Below are 19,918 nucleotides of genomic sequence, written 5' to 3' on the forward strand. Positions count from 1 at the left end.
GGAAAGACCACGATCTGCAGCCTTCTCCCCCGTTTCTATGACGTGGATCAGGGTGCGATCACGGTGGACGGGATCGACATCCGGAATATCAAATTGCAAAACCTGCGCAAGCATATCGGTATCGTGCAGCAGGATGTGTTCCTGTTCTCCGGCACGATCCGGGACAATATCGCCTACGGCGACTTGAATGCAACCGACCATCAAATCTGGGAAGCCGCACGGCGCGCTTCGCTGGATGAACTGATCCGAAGCCTGCCGGACGGCATGGAGACGGTCATCGGAGAACGCGGGGTTAAGCTGTCCGGCGGCCAGAAGCAGCGTCTGTCCATTGCGAGAATGTTCTTGAAGAATCCGCCGATCTTGATTCTGGACGAAGCCACCTCGGCACTGGACACGGAGACGGAAGCGCAAATCCAGAAGTCCTTGGCCGAGCTGTCCGTCGGCAGAACAACGCTAGTGATCGCTCACCGACTGACCACCATTCAGAGCGCGGACCGAATTATCGTCGTCAATTCGGAAGGCATTGCCGAGCAGGGTACGCATCAGGAATTGATTCACTCCGGCGGTGCGTACAGCAGGCTTCACCAAGTTCACTAATGAAGCCGATGAATGGTTTGGTTGTGGATGAAGATTCACCTGCAAGAAATGAACATCCCGTATTAATACTGAAAAGGATGGCTCCCAGCGAAAGGGAGTCATCCTTTTTTTTGCCGCACACCTATAAGAAGCATCCTGCTGATCTTGAGCAATCAGAAAAGTGTTGATAAGATCCTTGCAAATTGTCCATGGATAAGAAAGTTGTTGCAGGGAAACATTAATGGCGTACTACAAAGACCATCGTTACAGGAGGGTTTTATGTTTTATATCTACAGTGTCGGTTTGCTCTTCGGCGGACTGTCGATCATCAATCTGGTCTTCTCGTACCAAACCAAGCATATTCAGCATCTGTTCTGGCCTACCCTGCAGTTTCAGTTATGGATGCTTCCGCTCTTTGTCATTGCCAATATGTGCATCGGGTACGGGATCCGCTTTGGTTACAAAGCCACCGATCAGCTGGGGTACACGTTGATCTTCTCCAAATGTCTGGAGATCCTGATATCGTTGGGTGTGGCTTACTTGTTCCTGAAGGAGGTACCCACCTGGAAAAACTGGGCGGGGATCGCCATTATTGCGCTCGGGATATTTCTGGTGAAGCAGAAATGAGCGCCTCTGGCGCACGGATGCCTGTTTTGCCTAAATTCATTCTTCGTTAACATCCTTCGGACGATCAGTACCATGGTTATCGCTGTCTCTTCCCCATCCAGCCTTGTTCGAAGGCATAGCGGGTCAGCTGTACCCGATTTTCCAAATGCAGCTTTTGCAAAATGTTCTTCAAATGGTTCTTGACCGTATTCTCGGAAATGCAAAGGTCGCTCGAAATATCGCGGTTGGACAATCCCTCGGCGACGAGTCCCAGAATTTCCTTTTCCCGCGCCGTTAAGGGACTTTTGCTCGGGTCCGGCTTGTCGTATTGCGAAAATTCCTTCAGGATTCGGAACGCGAGTTCCCTGCTCACCGGTGCTTCGTCCACCGCAATGGCTTTCAGGTACTCGTGCCACGATTCGGGATTCAAGTTCTTTAACAAATACCCCTGGGCCCCGCGCTTCAGGGCATCAAACAAATGGGCGATGTCGTCGGACACCGTGACCATAACGATTTTAACGTAAGGGAACTTGTCCTTCACCCGCTTGGTCGCTTCCAAGCCGCCCATGCCGGGCATCTGAATATCCATCAGGATGATATCGGGCATCCATATTTCGGTCAGTTCCAGCGCATCCTCACCGCTTTGCCCTTCCGCCACGACCTCAAAGGTCGGATCGCTGCTCAAAATGGTGCGAATTCCTTCTCTTGCCAGATCGCTGTCATCGATGATTAACACGCGAAAAGGTTGATTGTTCATGCCATGCTCTCCTTCCGAATGTTGATAATCGTCTGGTTGTGCTGCCTTTCCATCTTGAACTTCCAGCCCATGGCCTCGGCCCGATCCTTCATGATTTTGATTCCATACCGGTTGCTGCCGAGCGGCTTGTCCAGATCAAAGCCTTTTCCATCGTCGGTGACAGTGCAATGCCAGCCCGAATCCGTTGTATTTGCCGTAATCTTGACGTGTTTTGCCTCCGCGTGCTTATGGATATTCAATAAGGATTCCCTGATCGAAGCCAGCAGCTCCACTTTTTCTTTGGCTGACAGCATGGCGTCCGGAATTCCCCACTTGATGTCGAAATGCAGGTCTGTCTCCTGCTTGATTTCCTCGATCAGGCTGCTCATGCTGTGCATCCACGGAATAGCTTGCGGATCTGCCGGGTAGCGGAGATTCGCAATAGCCTCTCTTACGTAAGTGTTGGTACGATGAACGCTTTCCTTGATTTCCTGATACGGAATGTCTCCCGTACGACCTGACTTCTCGATTCGGTCGATCTGGGCGTTCAGCAGGAACAAGGATTGGGCGATTCCGTCATGGAGCTCCCGGCCGATCTTCTCCCGTTCATGCATGGCTGCTTGCAATGCCCTCGATCGGTTCAACTCCTCTTGATTCCGTTCAATCAACGAAAATAACTGGGTAAGAAACAGTATGGAAACCAAAAACACGATGACAGGCGCCAGCAGATTGCCAAGATCCATCGATATATAAGGCAGCAGGAACTCATGGCGAACATATTCCCATATGCCAATCGTCAAGGTTGGAATGATGAGTATCAACCATTTCATTTGTTTATAAGACATACCCTGCCTCCTATTTCAATATAAAAGTAATGAAGTGAACCCGCCTTTCTTCCTACCATGTTACCATTGGTTATCCCTACATTGTAACCAAAATCGTTCATGAGCGGAATGACTCAATAGAGCTACGAATAATCGCCGGATTCTCTCGTGCTGTAATAACCTATTTACAATTCAAGTGCTAATCGCTTATAAAGAGTAAAAGATATCCATTCATTCCATTTCCGATGAAGGGGGCTGCAGTTGGATGACGCAAAAAATTGCAGTGATCATTGTACACGGATTGGGAACACAAAAGAAAAGTTATGCGGATAAATTCATGAAAAACTTGAGGGACACCTTCTCCCGGACCTCCGGCATCCCGCATGAGCAGTTGGCCATGGAGGCCGTGCATTGGGCCGATGTTTTTGCGGCACGCGAGGATGAATTAATCGGCAGCAGCATTAAACCTTACCGTTTACGTTATCAGCACCTCCGGCAGTACGTAATCAACCATCTGGCGGATGCCGTGGCTTATCAGCCCGTGGAATCCGAAGATCAGAACTACGAGGCCATTCATCGTACGATCAGCGAGGCGCTGCACCGCCTTGCCCTGTCAGCCGGCCCCCATGCTCCGTTATGCGTGATCTCCCATAGCTTGGGGTCCGTGATCGCCAGCAATTTTTTCTACGATCTGCAATTTTCCTCCCGCGGGCATCGTCTGGTCGTTAATCCCGAAGCACCGCTGGAGCGCGGAGAGCTTCTGACCTTGTTCTATACGCTGGGAACCACCTTGCCGCTGTGGAGCATCCGTTATCGTGACTTTGACAAGCCGATCGAGGTTCCTTCAGCACAGTTGCAGCTCTATTATCAACATCTACTGGGTGAATGGGTCAATTTCTATGATAAAGACGATATCCTTGCTTACCCCCTCAAAAGCATTAACGAAGAGTATGACCGCACGGTACGCCAAGACATATCCGTTAACGTGGGAAACTGGTTGACAAGCTGGAATCCGTTGTCGCACAGCGGATATTTCTACAGCAAACCGATTCTCGAATATATCGCTTCGCAATTGGAAGCAACCTGGCGAAGCATGAATCAGGTTAAATAAGCAATGCCGCAAAGACATAGGATCTTTGCGGCATTGCTCCTTTATGATGATCCGATTCTAGAATGAACATAAGCACCGATTCCAACGTTGATCGAAGATTGCAGCATGTTTTTCACTTTTTCAGCAAAAAAAGCTGCTGCTATATCAGATGGTTAGATTCATCACCCATTGCTCTCCGATCGGCCCCATCCTTCTTCTGCCTGTATCTTTGAAACCAACACTAGCATACAGCTGCTGAGCCGGAACATTCTTATGATTCACGACCAGCACCACCTCATTGCATGAAGGAAATTCTCTCCTAATAAATGCTGGCAGCGCAAGCATTCCTCGTTTGGCGTAACCTTTACGCTGCTGTCGACGATCAATGGATAAAGCGGTCAGCAGCATCGCATGAGAATGATTTGTATACTCTTTGACGCGCTCCGTAGCGTGCAGGACAAAGAAACCGACAGGATGACCATCAGCTAAAATGACGATGGGGAACTGACCTTCGCCTAGGTTTAAAACTTCTTTCGGATGAGAGGTGAATTGGACTTGGTCATCCGGAAGCTCGAATTCTTTCAAGACGGGCTGATGTTCTGCCGTGCGGACAACAAGCTGAATTTCTGCGTTTGGCATGGGTCCTCACTCCTCTGTCTAAGGTGACGTTGATTTATTCAAGTCTTCTTCGCGTTGAAAATTGGTTCCCGCCCAATTATCCAGTTTCTTCGCCGTACCATAGCTGTCGGAAGCTTTCGCTGGAAGCCAGCAGCTGCTCCGCCGTGCCCTCGGCCTCAATCTCACCGCCGTTCAACACGATGATATGGTCAGCATGGTTAAGTGCGGCTTTCCGATGCGATACCACAAGACAAGTCGCACCTCCGCGCTCGCTGAACAGCCTCTCCCATAACTTGCGCTCCGTCTCAACGTCTAATGCGCTGGATAAATCGTCGAATACGTAGAGTTCCGCATCCCGAACCAACATTCTTGCCGCGGCTGTCCGCTGTGCTTGACCGCCGGACAGCTTGACTCCGCGCGGACCCACCATCGTCTCCAGCCCATTTTGCAGATGCTTGATATCTTCTTCCATTACGGCCGCATGAAGCGCGCGTTCCAGACTGCCCGGCTGCTCGGATATACCCAACAGAATATTGTTGCGCAGTTTGTCGCTGTACAGCCTTGGGATCTGTGCAGTATAAGCACTTTGCGGCGGGATGAAGAAATCAGCCGGCTCCGTTACCCTTTCGCCGTTCCATCGGATTTCACCTTTTTCGGCTGGCAGCAAGCCCAGCAATGTGCGAACCAGCGTCGTTTTTCCGCTGCCTATCATCCCCGTAACGACGGTAAAGGTGCCGCGCGAGAGCGTCAGACTGATATTCGAAATGCCCCTTCCGGTTTCGGGATACTGGTACGACAACCCTTGCGCTTCCAGCAGCGAGAGCGGAGGTGCCTCGATATATGCCGTTTCCATCCCGTCTTCGACCGGAGCGCCGGCAGCGCGATTGGAAGCCCCATGCGCTTGCCCATTTCCTGCGGCATGATAACCCGATTTCTCTTCATGGGCTCGCTTGCTCTTAACCTTGCCGATACCAATGTAATGGGCTGCGGTAAGCAGCGAAGCCGGTGCTCCTTGCAGCATGGATTTGATGCGCTGAAAGCTGACGCCCATCTGCTTGTAATACGTCATGAAATTGCCTACGTTCGATATGAGCTGGGTAACAAATGTTAAATAATATACAAAGAGGGACAAATCCCCGACGGTAAAATCGCCGTTTCGCATCTTAAGGCTTGCGAGCACGAGGATCAGCCCGGTACCGAGATTAACGGAGTTCGTGAATACGGAGGACAACGTTTCCGTCAGAAGTTTATCCTTCACCATGGATTGGCGCCGTTTCTCGCTCAGACTTACGAACCGCTCCACCACGCGTTTCTCCGCCCCTGCGACCTGGATGGCCTGCACGTTGGCAAACATTTCGCTAATCGCCCCGGTTACCTTGGCGGTCGATTCCCGGCTTGCCGCCCTGTACTTCTGGATGCGCGCGGTTGCGATTTGGGCTGCGGTCACCACCAGAATCAAAGGTACGAACACGAGAATCGTTAGCTGCAGATCGATGGATATGAGAATCCAGCTGGCGACAAAAACGAAACCGACAAGCCCTAATGTATCTACTGACCAGCTCGTCGCTTCTTCAGCCTGATCCACGTCATCCCGGAAATTGCTGATGGCTTCTCCGGGCGAGCACGGGATGGCTCGCGCTCCGGGCTCCTTCATGACATGCGACAGCATATTGCGGCGGAGCAAGGTGCTGATGCGGAAGCGGAAATGCACGTCGGTCATGAAGCCGCCGAAGATCAGCGCAATCCGTGCCAAGGCAGCGCCGATAAGCAGCACCGCAATCGCCCACACGCCGTAAGGAAAAGAATAAGTGCCTTCCAAATGGTCAAAGAAGGCCTTGGTTAAGAGTCCGGGAACCAGCGGTGCCATATGGATAAGGGACCACGCGAACAGGTTGATGAGATACAACCCCGGCCGGTACATAATCAACCGCCAGAAAAAATGCCTAGTTTTCATGCCAGCACCTCCTCCATTCCAACGGCAAGCATGCGGCTGAACCGCGATTGCGGATCTGAGGCCAGCTCTTCCCTGCGGCCGCTTTCGAGCATTCTTCCGTTCTCCAGTATAAGAATCCGGTCGGCGCGCTGAACCGTAGCCAGACGATGGGCAATAATAATGCAGGTCTTCTCCTGCAGCAGACGCGAAATGGCTGCTTCAATCCGGTATTCCGTTAACGGATCTAGACGAGACGATGCCTCATCAAGAATGACAAGACCGGGATCTGTCAAAAATACGCGTGCAAACGCCAGCAGCTGGGCCTCGCCCGCTGACAGGCTTCCGCCCCCAGAAGCCAGATTGGTATCCAGCCCTTCGGGAAGCGAGCCATACCAATCCCCTAGTCCAAGCTCTTCTAACACGGATATAATGCGGGCATCGGCTATGCCTTCATCAAACAAGGTCAGATTATCACGGACGGTTCCCTCAAGAATCTCAATATTCTGCGTGACCATGGCGACCTTCCGCCTTAGTTCATGGAGCTTGCAGCCCCGAATATCGGTTCCCGCCAGCTCGATGCTTCCCTCCTGTGGATCATAAAAGCGAAGCAGCAGGCGGGCGATCGTCGTTTTGCCGCTGCCCGTACGGCCGAGCAGCCCAAGAGTCTGGCCCGGCTCAAGGCGCAGCTGCAGATTTTCAAGCGTAGCCTGCCCGCCCTCTTCGTAAGCGAAGTTAAGGTTCCGGAATTCCACCGACAATGGACCTGAAGGAAGCGGCGCGCCAGGGCCGTCTTTGATCCGGGGCTCGGTTGCCAGCAGGTCGCGGACCCGCATCAAGCTGGCATCCGCTTTTTGCAAATCCTCCAATTGGGTACGAATCTTCTCAATAGGCTTGGCCAGCAGCTCCGTATAATAAAACACGAGATAGATGGAGCCGATCGTCAAGCCGCCCTGTCCGTTCTTCCACAGTATGGCGCACACGATAAAAGCGGCTGCATTGCCAAGCGCAAACACCAAAATCGTGGTGCTCCACATCAAGAAAAATCCGATGAACGCACGAACGCGAACCGGCAGCATCCGCCTGGCCATCTCATAAAATCGGTTCATGACATATCCGGCCGCCCCGTTGGCACGCGTATCTTCGGTTCCTTCAAGGTGCTCGCCGATGAATCCGTAGAAATCCGCATTCAGCTCGCGCCACCGCTTCCAGACCGGTATCGCAAATCGACGGATATGTTGAATGACGTAAATGCTGCCGACCACAAACACCGTCATGACAAATCCGATCCAAAAGTTCTCCCGATACAGCAAAGCCAGAATCCCGAGCATGAGGATCAGATTGCCGAACAGATGGATAATGAAACTGGAGAAAAAATTGGCGAGCGCATTCACATCGCCATCCACCCGTTCAATTAGAGATCCGGAGGTTTGGGTTTTGTGAAAGCTCATGTCCAGCGACAGGCAGTGCTCCGCCAACTCGGCACGAAGCTTGTTGGTGGTCGTCCAGCCCAGGTTCTCGCTATAATAAGCAGCCGCTATGGAAACGCCTTGTTGAAGCAATGAAAAGAGAATAAAAAATCCTGCCGCATAATAAAGGGTGGTCAGGCTTCCCTCTCCTTGAGCCGTATCGATGAAATACCGGATGATCTGCGGATTTATCAATTGGAGCCCAATGGAAAATAACAGCAGCACCGTCAGGGCTGCCAGAAGCTTCTTATGCGGGAGTACATACCTGACGAGCATCTCCCGATACATGCCAATCCCCGTGGTCCTTCGCTTGCTTCTTAACGTGTAATCGCTTTGCATTTCGTTTATAATCCCTCCGCTTCGGTTAACCCTATTGATAATAATAAGCTCCTTGGTAAGATATGACAAGAACGTGGGTTCCCGTTATTTAAAAAAATTACAAGGAATAGTTACGGGACGAGCCAGCACCTAGAAATACCTAAGTCCTAACACCTGGATCACGCCAAGAAGACCAGCCCCTCGGCATGGGAGCTGGTCTTCTAACAGGTTACGTATAGGAATCAAATTTCTTATGTCTCTGCAACTATTTTCAAGAATTGATTGATCATTTCAGGGGTTATTTCCTGATTCTCAGGCATGGTTGTTACGGCTGCGTTCTTGTTGACAGATTGAATGGCTACGTTGGATCTGACTCCATTCGAAGCGATACCGGTTTGGGCTTGACCATCATGAACGTTATCATGGTTGGCTAACATCATCATCAGAAAAGCACTTCCCAATCCGATCGACCACATACTCATTTTGTTTTTCTTGTTCATCTGCGTTGCTCCTTTCATCACTTGTAGTGACATACTTAGTATAAGGTCCGAACCTTAGTGAGAGATGAAAGCAAGCTAAAATCCAGTTAAGCAAGTGATGATAAGATCAATTTCATGATAGTCCGTTCTTTTTCCTGGATGCATAACATTGTTTTTTCAGGAGACTCGAACGAAACGTTCGTCTTACAAGAATAATAAAGTTATGCCGACAACGTTTATTTCCAAACCTGATCAAGCTTATCAGAATAAAAAGCAATGGCTCTCTGGTAGCTCCTGGTTCCCTCGTCATTACTGGTTTCGCTTATTTCTCTTAACAGCAGTTCCATCGCATTGTCATACTGTCGCATATTGTACAAGGTCATCGCGTAGAACACCTTGAACTCCCGCGCCCGGGGGTATTCCCGCAGTCCCTGCTCAAATATCTCCTTGGATTTGCCGTACATCCCCAATGTGCGGTATGTGCTTCCAAGTCCAAGCAAGGCGCCGCACCGTTCGGGATCCTTCAGTCCTGAGGATATGGCTTTCTCGTAATATGGAACCGCTTCGCTCTCAAGACCCATCATATCATGCACCCAGGCCAGCTGATAATGGATGTCCGGGTCATCCGGGGATTGGGGCAGCAGCTCAAGGAGAATTGCTTTCGCTTCCTCCGGTTTGCCTTCGGCGCGAAGTTCAATGGCTTGTTGTATCGTTGTCATGGGACACATCCCTCTGGAGTTTTATCCGCGTTTCCTACCTTATCTTATCAGACGCCATCCGCACTGGTCAAAATGCAACACCCACCTCATCTTATACATAACCTAAAGATGAGGCGGGTGTCACAAGCTGCTTACTTATTAATGTTTATGCTTTGTTCTCAACGTTCAAGGCGGGCTTTTCCTCAGTCGCCATATGAACTTTGCCCGGCCAGAACGCCCACTTGCCCAACAGCGTTGTGATTGCGGGTACCAGGAAAGGTCTCACGATGAACGTATCCAGCATAACCCCGATGGCCGTGATGATCCCAAACTGTACCAACACTTGAATCGGAAGCGTGGCCAGTACGGCAAAGGTTCCTGCCAGGATCAAACCGGCTGAGGTGATCACCGAGCTGGTCTCTCCGACGCCTTCTTTGATCGCTTGCTTCAGCGGCATTTGCTTCCGCTTTTGCCATATGCTCGAGATCATGAAGATGTTGTAGTCCTCGCCTAACGCAACCAGGAACACAAATGAATACAACGGAATCGCTCCCTGGATGGCTTCGGCTCCCAGGCCGTAATGAATGATGATCCAGCCAAGCCCGAGGGCCGAGAAGTAGGACAAAATGACGGTTGCAATCAGATAAACGGTAGCTACAACGGATCTCAAATACACCAATAAGAGCAGCGTAATCAATCCGATAACGACGGGGATGATCAATTTGGCATCATGCTCGCCCGCGATCTCGGTGTCGTACTGGGTAGCCGTTTGACCGGAGATCCACACGGCTTCGGCCGGATTGCCGACACCTGCCTGCTCCAGTGAAGACTCCGCGATCTCCCGAAGATCCGGAATATGCTGCATCGCTTCCATGGAGTAAGGATTCATGGACAGCTCGAGTTCATAACCGATGATATCGTTATTTTCGGCCCCATTCTGCGGCTCGGATACGCGATCCACGTAATCCAGAGCTTTCAGCCGCTCCTCGAGGTCCAAAGCTTGCCCCCCGCTGTCCACCATCACGCGAACCGGCGCAAGCTCTCCTTCCGAGAACTGCTCGCCGATGACGGCGAAGCCTTCACGCGAAGGCACATTCTCAGGGAAAGAGGATAAGAGATCATAAGTGAACTTGATTTGGGACGAGAACGTCGCAAGTCCACCCAATAATACCAATGCTGCCAGGACGACGGTCCAAGGCTTCGTTGTCACCAAGCGGCCGATCCGGCTCTCCTTCTCCTTGTGAGGGGCAGGAGCCGGCTTTCCTTTTTTCCGGGCGCGTTCCGCTTGCATCTCCGGCGTTCTCGGAATGAAAGGATAGAACGAACCTCTGCCGAAAATAGCCAACAATGCGGGCACCAGTGTCAGACTAGCTATAAACATGATCAGGATCGACAAACTGAAAGGCACGGCAAAACGTTGATATGCCCCGTACTGAGCCAGCAGCAGCGCGAATAGAGACAATACAACCGTGAAGCCGCTCATCGCAATAGCGCCTGATGAGCTGGTAATCGCCTGAAACAAAGCCTTGCGTTTATCGGGCTCGTGCCATAACAGCTGGCGGAATCGCGAGATCAGGAACAAGCAATAATCCGTACCCGCTCCAAAGAGCAGCACGGTCATAATGGCGATGGACTGGGAATCCACCGTGATCCAGCCTTGATCCGCCATGAAGCCGAGAATCGGGCTTGTTACCATATACGCAAAGCCGACCGCAACCAAAGGAATGAGGGCAAGAATCGGCGAACGGTATATTAGCAGCAGCAATATCAGAACAAGAAGCACGGTTGCAATCATGAGCGATACGTCGGCATCCTCGAACAAACCGGTCGCATCAATAGAAATTCCCACCGGTCCCGTCACGCGTGCGCTGATTCCATCTCCGCTCTGGACGGCAGCCTGAAACGGATTGCTGCCCAGCAATTGTTCCGACCGCTTCTCCAGCTCGGCCGTTCCTTCCTTAAGCTGGTCCGTCTCCTGATTTTCTTCAAAAAATACAGGCATCACCAGCGTGCTCTGATCCTCAGATAACTGGGCGCTTAAGGCTTGCGGAGGCAGCTGATGGAAAGGAACTACGAACGTCTGATACGGGAGCGGATCGGACTCAAGGCTTGCCGTCAATTCCTGCAGCTTGGTCAGATCCTCTTCGTTTAAGCCGTTTTCTTTATGCCATACGACGAGTGCCGGCACGCCGCCATTGCTCGGAAATTCCTTGTCGGCCATCGCTTCCGCTACGACGGACGGAACATCCTCCTTCAGATTGGCGGCATTGTTATCCTCTTTATCTCCCACAGCCGGCCATAGCAAATTCAACGCCAGCGCGATGAGTATCCATACACAGAGCGTGACCCATTTGCTTCGCTTTCCCGCTACCCATTTTCCGTAATTCGGTCCTGATCCGTGCATATGCAGATCCTCTCCATTCCTACGTAGTCTTTATACTCCATCATGATTCTTCCTTCGTAAACCTTGATATTTCAACATTGCAAATTAATTATATATACCGGTAGGTTAATTTTCAATATTTATTTTGAAAATGCGCCCCTCATGTCTTACACTATACACAGGAGGTCATCATGACAAAAATACGTAACCCCCGAAATCCCGGACGTCCCAAAGCAGCTGCCGATCAGATTCCCATCCAGGAAACGATTCTCTGGACCGCCTCCAAGTTGTTCATGGAGAATGGCTACGAGTCCGTATCGTTGCAGCAGATCGCGAAGGCTTGCCAAGTGACCAAGGCTTCCATCTATTATCATTTCACAAGTAAACCCGAGCTGTTTAAAATAGCGGTAACCACGATTCTAGATAAAGCTTATGCTTCTACACATCGCTTTTTGCAGGAAGCCGATACCCTAGAGTCAGGATTGATCCGGGTAGCCGAAGCGAAGATTGCCAAGCCTCATGCCGAAATGGAGACCATGATGCGGGAAGCGGAGCCTTTCTTGTCTAAGGAGCAAATGGCCGCTATCCGTGAGGCGGAACAGCGGATTCATGAAGTCCTTGCCGAACAGATTCATCAAGCCATGCAATCCGGCGAGCTTCGGGAAGGGAACGCCTTGCTGATGGCACAGGCTTTCTCGGCCATGCTGATGCTGGGCAATCGTGAAGACACTCGAAGCGGTTATGCCAGCTCCCGTGATATGGCAGTGGACATCGTTGATTTATTCCTGCATGGAGCTGTAAGACCTGCCAATGAAAATATCGATGTGTAATTCCAAGCTCAGTATGACCGGGCAAATTTCTTGGCGAGAAGAGTTTCAACGATTACAACCAAAAAGAACGGAGGTCCGTTGATGACCTCCGTTCTTTTTGGTGCCTGTTTAGATTTCATTCCAGAAAGCAACGTCTTCCAGCGGCAATCTTACCGTCGGCCGGCCTGGGGCGGCTGCTTTCCCGATGGCGATCAGCATCACGCTCCGGTAATGGGAAGGAATATGGAACTCCTCCACAAACCGAACCTTGTTATATCCGCCCATCGGAACGGTATCGTATCCTCTGGCGCGAGCGCTCAGCATCAGCTGCATGGAGATCAGTCCGGCATCCACGTCCACGATGCTTTCCTTTATGGACGGATCCAGGTTCGCATACATATTTTCGGCCGTATGAATGAAGCGCTGCTTCACCTCTTCGGTCATATAACCGGCTTCTTCAGACATGGAATAAATCTTCTCGCCCTTCTCATACCATTTCAGATCGCCCAATACGGCAATGACGGCCGAGGCTTGAAGAACATGCTCCTGATTGTTGGCAATCGGATGCAGCTTCTTCAAGAGGTCCGCATCATCGATCACAAGAAAACGCCATGGCTGCAGGTTGCTTGAAGAAGGCGCCAGTGTAGCATCCTTCAAGATCGCTTCCATCTCTTCTCTTGGAATCTTCACCGATGGGTCGTATTGACGAACCGAGTGGCGTTCCTGAATCACCGTTTGAAAATCGGGTTTTGTTGTCATTGTTGTAGACATGGTTATCCCTCCAAATTTATATTGTGCAATATTTTGCACAGTTTATATCGCGGCTTAACTGTGTTGTTTAATGCACAGTATAAAGCACACCTAATTTCTTTGTCAACCCAATTTAGAAGGGTTCATTGAGCGATGTCCGCAATCGTGCGCGACTCCAGTATTTTCAAGGTGCTCTCCTCAATCTCGGACAAGATTCCGGCAAAGGACTCCTTGATTTCCTCGGCAAAACAATGCCCCGCTGCGGCGTCCAGCATGCTTTCGCTAATCGAGCTGTGAACCTGAAGTATCGAGTATACTTCAGCCAGCGAAATATCGCGGGCGTTCTTCCTCAGACGGTATCCCCCGTCCCTTCCTTCGCGCGATTCAATCAGATCGGCTTGAGCAAGTGTTTTCAGCACGCGCCGAATCAACGTCGACTCCGAGTGGAGATACGATGCGATATCGCCGCTAGAACACTTCCCGGAGTGACGCTCAAGGGTCACAAGCGCTTGCACGGCAATACTGAAGGTTTTATAGGTGGACGGGCAGGCCATTGTCGATTTTTTGGAGGCCGCTTCTTTATTTACGCTCATGATTCCTACCCCCTTTTATGAATAAAAAGCCTTGAATGGGTACTCACCGGCAGTAGCAGATGTTCCATCCAGCTTTTCATTATTGTAACGTAAACCTGACACTCCTTCAAGAACATAAGGGCCGCTGCTTAATGGCCCTCGTCCTCGACCAGCGCTTGCGACTCAAACAAATTCGCCTCCCGGTAATTCACGTCCATTCTAAGCTGGCTTGCCTGCGTCCGGTCGATATCGCCTTGCTCGAACATGCTCTGAATCTCGTTACGCTCGGATTGAATCGCTTTAAGCTCCAGTTCCATGCGTTCACTGCTCAGCTTCTGTTTTCTTCGGCTCCAAACGCGATCGTTCTGGAGAAAATGCTCCATTGCACGATAATCCGCGATCACCGCTTGCAAGATTTCCTTCTTCTCCGCCGGCTTCACCGCTTGAATCTCGCCGATCGCCGCGCGAATGGCCTCGAGCTTCAACGCCTTATACTGGTCCCAATCCGGATGATCCGGAGACATCGGCACTTCTTTGGGCTCGTTGTTTGTCAGCAATCGCTTCAAATTCTGCCATAATGTTCTCATCAACAGCTTGATTTTGTATCGGCTGGCAAGCAGCATCTCGACTCTGTCAAGCGAGGATAGGAACAGCTCGGCTGCTCGCGTTGAGGCTTTATGTTCCTTAAGCCATGCTTCGGCAACGCTTCGCTCCGCCGCCAGGCCGATTTTTCTAACTGCGATCGTGGCTTCCCAGAACTGCTTCATGTCGCTCTTATCCGTGATATGAGATTGCTGAAGCCGCTTGGTATACGCATAGATGAGCTGGACCGCCTCTTCCTTGTTCTCGTCGGTCATTTCTTCCCGTACGGTGCGAAGACCCGCCTGCAGCATTTGAATCCGTGCTTCTTTTCCATGATCGATCATCGTCGCCGAATCGGCATGTTTCTCCCGGGTTAACAGCGGGAGCAGGACACTCGCGATCACCAGAGTTAAGAGAATGACGCCCGCACAGATAAACAGCATCAAGCTTCGCTCCGGAAAAGGACGGTTGTCCGCCAGAGTCAGCGGAATGGAGAAGGCCGCTGCCAGCGTCAATGCTCCCCTAACGCCCGAGAGGGCCGTCAGCAGGGAAGATTTGAACTGACGGTTCGTTGATACCCATACCCATGCGAATCGCAGCAATATCAGCACAGCCGTTATCAGTAATATGTAACCGACGACTTGTCCGTTATTATAGGCAGGGTCGCTCCATATTTGATTTACGACGCCCGGAATTTCATGCCCCAGCAGAATGAACACTAATCCGTTTAGCGTAAAGAGAATGACGGACCAGGTGCTGTCCGATACCACTCTGAGCTTGATGGACGCCGAGCGCATGCGGTCCCTCTCTACTGCGTGGGTGACGCCCGCGGCAACGACGGCCAGAATCCCGGATACATGAAACTCCTCGGCTATGAGGTAAATGATGAACGGCGTCAGGATGATGATCAGCATATGAAGAGTGACGTCCTCCATACCGAGCCGGCGCAGCAGCATTCTGAACCAGATCACAAGAAAACCCAGCAATGCACCGATGACGATTCCTCCGACCGCGATAACCAAAAAACTGCCGATGGCCTTCGTCAGGGAGAAATAACCCGTCACTGTTGCTGCAATCGCAAAGTTGAATGCAACCAAACCGGATGCATCATTCATAAGCGCTTCGCCTTCAAGCAAATGCATGATTTTACCCGGCAGCTTCACTCTTCCCGACAAGGAGCCTACCGCTACCGCGTCCGTAGGCGACAGTATCGCTGCCAGGGCGAAGGCCGCCGATAACGGGATTGCCGGAATGAGCCAGTGAATGAAAGGCCCCGCGATCAAGACCGTAGCAAATACGAGACCCAGCGCCAGCAGCAGGATGTATGATCTCAGCTTCCATAATTCGTCGCGCGGGGTCAGCTTTCCATCATTGAACAAGAGCGGTGCGATGAACAAAACCATGAACAATTCGGGATTCAGCGGCACATGATGAAAACCTTGGACATAGGCCACCCCGATTCCGAGGGCGATCTGGATCAGCGGGACCGGAATGAACGGCAGAAATCGATGGATCATATTGGATATCGCGATCAAAACCAGAAAAATAAGGACCATTAAAAATATTTCCACCCTGCATTCGCTCCTTTCCGAGGGGATTCATTCTATGTAACATTCACTGCCTTTCAATAGACGGGTTTAGGTTGTGTAGAATACCGATGGTTTATTAATGACGCGCTAAAGTTTCAGCCTTTTGCGCGGATCATAAAAAGGCCCCCTAAAGAGTGTCCTTTAGGAAGCCTATTAAGCCTGCCGTTTCGTATTAATAAGCAGTCCAGCCGGCATCGGCTGTAACGACGGTGCCGTTGACAAAGCTGGCTTCATCCGAAGCGAGGAACAATACGACCTTCGCGACCTCTTCCGGTTCGCCCGCGCGTGGGTTCAGGTTCATGCCGGCCATGGCTCGTTCCATGCCGAACGAATTCGGCGCGTTAATGGTGGTGCCGATATTGGTGCTGACGCCGCCCGGAGCAACGGCATTACAGCGGATGCCCTGCGTCGCATACTGGAAGCCGACATTTTTGGTCAAGCCGACCACGGCATGTTTGGCCGCCGTATACGAAGCGCCTGCTCTGGACCCCATCAGTCCACCGGCAGAAGCTATGTTCACAATGACTCCGCTTTTCTTCTCCAAGAAGATCGGCAATGCTTTACGAATGGTTCTCATCGGCCCCGTTGCGTTGATGGCAAATACGCGCTCCCACAGCTCATCCGTCACGTCCGCTGCCGGTACGAAATTGTCCATGATGCCGGCATTGTTGATCAAGATATCAAGCGTTCCGTATTCTTCAACGGTGGCGTCAACCAGCTGCTGCACTTCTTCTTCCTTGGCAACATTCGCGGCCACAGCCAAGGCCGTGCCGCCATTCGCTTCGATTCCGTCCACAACGGCTTGCGCCGCCTCAAGCCGAAGGTCGGACACCACCACTTTTGCGCCTTCAGCAGCAAACAATTCTGCCGTCGCTTTTCCCATTCCGGAAGCAGCCCCGGTTACAATCGCAACTTTACCAGATAATCTCATGCTTCATACCCCCATTATTCGTCATTGATCATATTTCAGAATCAGGCACAATATATCAACAGCTGTTCAATACCAGACATATGTCAAATCTAGTATAATCAAAGTATGATATACGTCACAATCATTAAAAAACGTAAAAGTGTACGTTAACGAACAAATTGCAGGGATCTGTTTATATTTGAAACAATTAAATTCGTTATATTTTCACCGAAAGGACCCTTGCCTATGCAAACGAACAAAAAAAGAACCGACCGGCGCATCGTCCGCAGCAAAGAGGCTTTAAAGCAATCGCTGCTGTCGCTGCTCTCGCAAAAAAGCTTCTCCAGCATTTCCATCACGGAAATCGTTGAATCGGCCAATTACAATCGAGGTACCTTCTATACCCACTATGACAACAAAGAGGCTCTTCTGGATGATATCCTGACCCCCCTCATGGAGGAGCTGATCGCTTCATTTAGAGCTCCATACGGTGATGTCGACGTTTTTCATATCGATGAGCTGCCTGCGAACGCGGTCAAAATATTCGATCATATCCATCAAAATGCCAGCGTTTATACGTCCCTGTTCAAAAGCGATGTGCTGCCGCTGGTCCGGGATAAAATGTTCACCGCCTTAAAGCAAATCGCCTTGGAGGATTTGGATTATCCGAGCGAGGAGCTCAACCATGAACTTCTCATCATTTATAATATGAACGCCCTAATCGGCCTGGTATTCCACTGGATCGAGAACAATTTCCATTATTCCGTCCCTTATATGAGGGATCAGCTGATTCTTATGATCAACTGGAGGCCGAGAAGCGTTAGGACGCAGATCAAGCGGACGGACCATGCCTGACATCGGAGAGCGGATATGTTAGCCATCGGCCGCCCATTGCTGGAACATGCAATTTCGGTAAAAAATGCTGAACTTAGTTTAATGACTGCGAACTCAAGCAACATAGTCGTTAACTTGCGCAATTCAATAGAAAAGCCAAAGGCCGTCTCCAAAGGGAGGTTTGGAACTCCCTCGAAGACGGCCTATTCTTGAATGCCGATCCATTTTGCACCAGAACCAATTTGCCGATCCTCCTCAATAAACCGTGATCAAACGCCCCCATTGCTGTAGCAAACGGACGGGAGGCTATGAGTACCGGCAGGATCGAAACATTTTATGCCGACGGCAGGGCCGTCGATTGGCGGACGATCAGCTCCGGGGGGAGCACAATTCGCCGGGCAGGATCTCCCTTGCCGGACAGCCCCCTTACCACAAGATCAACCGCCATGCGTCCCATTTGCTCGATCGGCTGGGCAATAACGGTCAGCAGCGGATCGGTTACGCTGGCCAGAATCGTATCGTCAAAGCTGACGACCGAACAATCCTCCGGTACGCGCAGACCGAGCTCGCGGGCCGCCCGAAGGGCACCGATCGCCAGCAGGTCGTTGCAGCAGAACAGTGCCGTGGGTCGTACCGCTAGCTCCAGCATGGCTTTGGCTCGTCGGTAACCATCCTCGATCTTATGGTCACAGGCCGCAATACAGTCGGGGGACAGCTCCAAACCGTACGAGGCGGCGGCTTCAACAAACCCCCTTACCCGCTCGCTGCTGCTTGTCACCCGCTCATTCTCAGCAAGCACTGCGAGTCTGCGATGACCTAAATGTAACAGATGCTCGGCAGCCAGCCGTCCTCCTTCCAGGTCATGAACCCGGACGCTGCTGGCATCAAGCGCAGGATTGTCCCGGGCAATAAGCGCTATCTCGAGCGAATGCTCTTGAAGCGGCTTAAGCAGCTCGCCATGGGATATACCCGTCCCGATAATCACGCCATCCACCTGCTTCTGCCTCAACAGATTAACGTAGCGCTTTACTTTCTCTTCTTGGTTGTCCGTGCTGCAGATGATCACGCTGTAACCGAGCTGATGTCCTTGATCCTCGACGGAGCGAGCAATCTCCGCAAAAAACGGGTTGGAGATATCGGGAACGAGCAATCCAAGAGTGAAGGTTCTTTTGCCGGCGAGGGCGGAAGCAATCGCGTTCGGCCGATAGTTCAGGCGCTTCATGATATCCAGAATTTCCTCACGCCGTTCGCGGCTGATCTTGCCCTTGCCGTTGATGACATGAGAAACGGTGGCAATGGAGACGCCGGCTTCGCGCGCAACGTCATAAATAGTCGCTCTTATCATCCCTTGTGCTCCATTTGTTTAATTTTGGAATTTCAATTTATTATGCGCCTTCCTCTCTTTTAGCGCAAGGCCGATTTGTTTTTAATGCCGCCTGCAGACATTCAACTAAGGTTCGTGATCCAAGAACCCTTGCTTGGATCTTACCCGACTTTATCTCATCAGCCAGTCATGATCCTGGTCGTTGCGAAATTTCCATATTCGCTTCGGACCTGCCATGACGTTCAGGTAATACACGTCATAACCCGGAGGGGCTGAGACCGGATGGTAGCCTTCGGGCACCATCACGGCCTCGCCGTCTTTGACCGCCATCGTTTCGTTCAGCGACCGGTCATCCGTGTAGACCCGCTGCACGGCAAACCCCTGCTCCGGCTCAATCCGGAAATAGTAGGTTTCCTCCAGCAGCGACTCCTCCGGCAGCTCGTCGCGGTCATGCTTGTGAGGCGGGTAACTGGACCAGTTGCCTCCATCCGTAAACACCTCGACCACCAGCAAACTGTCGGCCGGATTTTGCTCCGGCAAAATATTGTGCACCAGACGCGACATGCTTCCGCTGCCCCGGTTCTCGACGCCCACATCCTGCGGCTCAATCAAACGTGCCCGATGATTCCCTTGGCCCGGGGCAAGGCACACCGCCAGCTCCATTTCAGTAAGAGCCTTGACCTCATACTGCTGTTGCGAAGGCACATACACGGTATAGGGGGGCGTCTTCTCAAACACGCTCATGCGTTTGCCAATGTTGTCCCAGCTATCTCCCCCGGCCTTTACGTCGGCCCGCCCCGACAGTAGGACAAGGGCCGCCT

General features: G+C 51.4%; 19 protein-coding genes. 5 read left to right on the plus strand and 14 right to left on the minus strand.

The genetic code is table 11. The annotated features are described in order from the left end of the window. Together HMPREF9412_RS19060 and HMPREF9412_RS19065 are read left to right on the plus strand one after the other, a co-directional pair. Positions 1–597 (plus strand): ABC transporter ATP-binding protein (locus HMPREF9412_RS19060; protein ID WP_009593353.1); only part of this gene is annotated, 597 nt, incomplete at its 5' end. A gap of 258 nt (positions 598–855) precedes the next feature. After that, on the plus strand, positions 856–1,203 hold the full coding sequence (locus HMPREF9412_RS19065; RefSeq protein ID WP_009593341.1) for a hypothetical protein: 348 nt from the start codon (positions 856–858) through the stop codon (positions 1,201–1,203). 76 nt (positions 1,204–1,279) lie between these two features. Here HMPREF9412_RS19065 and HMPREF9412_RS19070 read toward each other — a convergent pair whose 3' ends face one another. After that, complete coding sequence (locus HMPREF9412_RS19070) at positions 1,280–1,939, minus strand: response regulator (RefSeq protein ID WP_009593355.1); 660 nt, start codon at positions 1,937–1,939, stop codon at positions 1,280–1,282. Then, entirely contained in the window at positions 1,936–2,763 is an 828-nt protein-coding gene (locus tag HMPREF9412_RS19075; RefSeq protein WP_009593346.1) for a sensor histidine kinase, read from the minus strand. Before HMPREF9412_RS19075 ends, HMPREF9412_RS19070 begins: the two co-directional genes overlap by 4 nt. Positions 2,764–3,007: 244 nt before the next feature. Between HMPREF9412_RS19075 and HMPREF9412_RS19080 the strand changes: the two genes are divergently transcribed. Continuing rightward, positions 3,008–3,853, plus strand: a complete 846-nt coding sequence (locus HMPREF9412_RS19080; protein ID WP_009593350.1) for a hypothetical protein — start codon at positions 3,008–3,010, stop codon at positions 3,851–3,853. Positions 3,854–3,997: 144 nt separating this feature from the next. Here the strand turns inward: HMPREF9412_RS19080 and HMPREF9412_RS19085 are convergent, their stop codons facing one another. From HMPREF9412_RS19085 to HMPREF9412_RS19110, 6 genes are all read right to left on the minus strand, one after another. After that, positions 3,998–4,471, minus strand: coding sequence for a GNAT family N-acetyltransferase (locus HMPREF9412_RS19085; protein ID WP_009593343.1), 474 nt, complete (start codon positions 4,469–4,471; stop codon positions 3,998–4,000). 76 nt (positions 4,472–4,547) lie between these two features. Further along, entirely contained in the window at positions 4,548–6,404 is a 1,857-nt protein-coding gene (locus HMPREF9412_RS19090) for an ABC transporter ATP-binding protein (RefSeq protein WP_009593354.1), read from the minus strand. Then, a complete protein-coding gene (locus HMPREF9412_RS19095; RefSeq protein WP_009593344.1) occupies positions 6,401–8,188 on the minus strand; it encodes an ABC transporter ATP-binding protein in 1,788 nt (595 codons plus the stop codon). Before HMPREF9412_RS19095 ends, HMPREF9412_RS19090 begins: the two co-directional genes overlap by 4 nt. A 230-nt stretch (positions 8,189–8,418) precedes the next feature. Beyond that, on the minus strand, positions 8,419–8,667 hold the full coding sequence (locus HMPREF9412_RS19100; RefSeq protein WP_009593357.1) for a hypothetical protein: 249 nt from the start codon (positions 8,665–8,667) through the stop codon (positions 8,419–8,421). Positions 8,668–8,882: 215 nt separating this feature from the next. Then, a complete protein-coding gene (locus HMPREF9412_RS19105; RefSeq protein ID WP_009593340.1) occupies positions 8,883–9,365 on the minus strand; it encodes a tetratricopeptide repeat protein in 483 nt (160 codons plus the stop codon). 145 nt (positions 9,366–9,510) lie between these two features. Further along, complete coding sequence (locus HMPREF9412_RS19110) at positions 9,511–11,748, minus strand: MMPL family transporter (RefSeq protein WP_009593356.1); 2,238 nt, start codon at positions 11,746–11,748, stop codon at positions 9,511–9,513. Positions 11,749–11,918: 170 nt separating this feature from the next. Between HMPREF9412_RS19110 and HMPREF9412_RS19115 the strand changes: the two genes are divergently transcribed. Next, positions 11,919–12,557: a TetR/AcrR family transcriptional regulator gene (locus tag HMPREF9412_RS19115; RefSeq protein WP_009593352.1), complete on the plus strand. Its 639-nt coding sequence runs from the start codon at positions 11,919–11,921 to the stop codon at positions 12,555–12,557. A gap of 108 nt (positions 12,558–12,665) precedes the next feature. On the opposite strand, the gene HMPREF9412_RS19120 is transcribed toward HMPREF9412_RS19115, so the two are convergent. The 4 genes from HMPREF9412_RS19120 to HMPREF9412_RS19135 all read right to left on the minus strand — a co-directional run bounded on the left by HMPREF9412_RS19120 (position 12,666) and on the right by HMPREF9412_RS19135 (position 16,960). Next, a complete protein-coding gene (locus tag HMPREF9412_RS19120; RefSeq protein WP_009593349.1) occupies positions 12,666–13,307 on the minus strand; it encodes a nitroreductase family protein in 642 nt (213 codons plus the stop codon). A gap of 122 nt (positions 13,308–13,429) precedes the next feature. After that, positions 13,430–13,879 (minus strand): RrF2 family transcriptional regulator, encoded by a 450-nt coding sequence (locus HMPREF9412_RS19125; RefSeq protein ID WP_009593339.1) that lies wholly within the window; start codon positions 13,877–13,879, stop codon positions 13,430–13,432. 128 nt (positions 13,880–14,007) lie between these two features. Continuing rightward, positions 14,008–16,011 (minus strand): Na+/H+ antiporter, encoded by a 2,004-nt coding sequence (locus tag HMPREF9412_RS19130; protein WP_009593345.1) that lies wholly within the window; start codon positions 16,009–16,011, stop codon positions 14,008–14,010. A gap of 190 nt (positions 16,012–16,201) precedes the next feature. Beyond that, positions 16,202–16,960, minus strand: coding sequence for an SDR family oxidoreductase (locus HMPREF9412_RS19135; RefSeq protein ID WP_009593347.1), 759 nt, complete (start codon positions 16,958–16,960; stop codon positions 16,202–16,204). 225 nt (positions 16,961–17,185) lie between these two features. Between HMPREF9412_RS19135 and HMPREF9412_RS19140 the strand changes: the two genes are divergently transcribed. After that, the gene (locus HMPREF9412_RS19140; RefSeq protein ID WP_009593342.1) at positions 17,186–17,794 is read left to right on the plus strand and encodes a TetR/AcrR family transcriptional regulator; all 609 of its coding nucleotides are present in this window, start codon (positions 17,186–17,188) and stop codon (positions 17,792–17,794) included. A 313-nt stretch (positions 17,795–18,107) separates the two neighbouring features. Here HMPREF9412_RS19140 and HMPREF9412_RS19145 read toward each other — a convergent pair whose 3' ends face one another. Next, positions 18,108–19,118, minus strand: coding sequence for a LacI family DNA-binding transcriptional regulator (locus tag HMPREF9412_RS19145; RefSeq protein ID WP_009593351.1), 1,011 nt, complete (start codon positions 19,116–19,118; stop codon positions 18,108–18,110). A gap of 150 nt (positions 19,119–19,268) precedes the next feature. Beyond that, positions 19,269–19,918 (minus strand): 5-deoxy-glucuronate isomerase (gene iolB, locus HMPREF9412_RS19150; RefSeq protein WP_009593348.1); only part of this gene is annotated, 650 nt, incomplete at its 5' end.

The sequence above is a fragment of the Paenibacillus sp. HGF5 genome (assembly GCF_000204455.1).
GTDB lineage: Bacteria > Bacillota > Bacilli > Paenibacillales > Paenibacillaceae > Paenibacillus_AQ > Paenibacillus_AQ lautus_A.

Bases quoted from the DNA above. Each gene is read 5' to 3' on its own strand.
- HMPREF9412_RS19065 (WP_009593341.1), top strand. From the start codon at position 856: ATGTTTTATATCTACAGTGTCGGTTTGCTCTTCGGCGGACTGTCGATC.
- HMPREF9412_RS19070 (WP_009593355.1), bottom strand. From the start codon at position 1,939: ATGAACAATCAACCTTTTCGCGTGTTAATCATCGATGACAGCGATCTG.
- HMPREF9412_RS19075 (WP_009593346.1), bottom strand. From the start codon at position 2,763: ATGTCTTATAAACAAATGAAATGGTTGATACTCATCATTCCAACCTTG.
- HMPREF9412_RS19080 (WP_009593350.1), top strand. From the start codon at position 3,008: ATGACGCAAAAAATTGCAGTGATCATTGTACACGGATTGGGAACACAA.
- HMPREF9412_RS19085 (WP_009593343.1), bottom strand. From the start codon at position 4,471: ATGCCAAACGCAGAAATTCAGCTTGTTGTCCGCACGGCAGAACATCAG.
- HMPREF9412_RS19090 (WP_009593354.1), bottom strand. From the start codon at position 6,404: ATGAAAACTAGGCATTTTTTCTGGCGGTTGATTATGTACCGGCCGGGG.
- HMPREF9412_RS19095 (WP_009593344.1), bottom strand. From the start codon at position 8,188: ATGCAAAGCGATTACACGTTAAGAAGCAAGCGAAGGACCACGGGGATT.
- HMPREF9412_RS19100 (WP_009593357.1), bottom strand. From the start codon at position 8,667: ATGAACAAGAAAAACAAAATGAGTATGTGGTCGATCGGATTGGGAAGT.
- HMPREF9412_RS19105 (WP_009593340.1), bottom strand. From the start codon at position 9,365: ATGACAACGATACAACAAGCCATTGAACTTCGCGCCGAAGGCAAACCG.
- HMPREF9412_RS19110 (WP_009593356.1), bottom strand. From the start codon at position 11,748: ATGCACGGATCAGGACCGAATTACGGAAAATGGGTAGCGGGAAAGCGA.
- HMPREF9412_RS19115 (WP_009593352.1), top strand. From the start codon at position 11,919: ATGACAAAAATACGTAACCCCCGAAATCCCGGACGTCCCAAAGCAGCT.
- HMPREF9412_RS19120 (WP_009593349.1), bottom strand. From the start codon at position 13,307: ATGTCTACAACAATGACAACAAAACCCGATTTTCAAACGGTGATTCAG.
- HMPREF9412_RS19125 (WP_009593339.1), bottom strand. From the start codon at position 13,879: ATGAGCGTAAATAAAGAAGCGGCCTCCAAAAAATCGACAATGGCCTGC.
- HMPREF9412_RS19135 (WP_009593347.1), bottom strand. From the start codon at position 16,960: ATGAGATTATCTGGTAAAGTTGCGATTGTAACCGGGGCTGCTTCCGGA.
- HMPREF9412_RS19140 (WP_009593342.1), top strand. From the start codon at position 17,186: ATGCAAACGAACAAAAAAAGAACCGACCGGCGCATCGTCCGCAGCAAA.
- HMPREF9412_RS19145 (WP_009593351.1), bottom strand. From the start codon at position 19,118: ATGATAAGAGCGACTATTTATGACGTTGCGCGCGAAGCCGGCGTCTCC.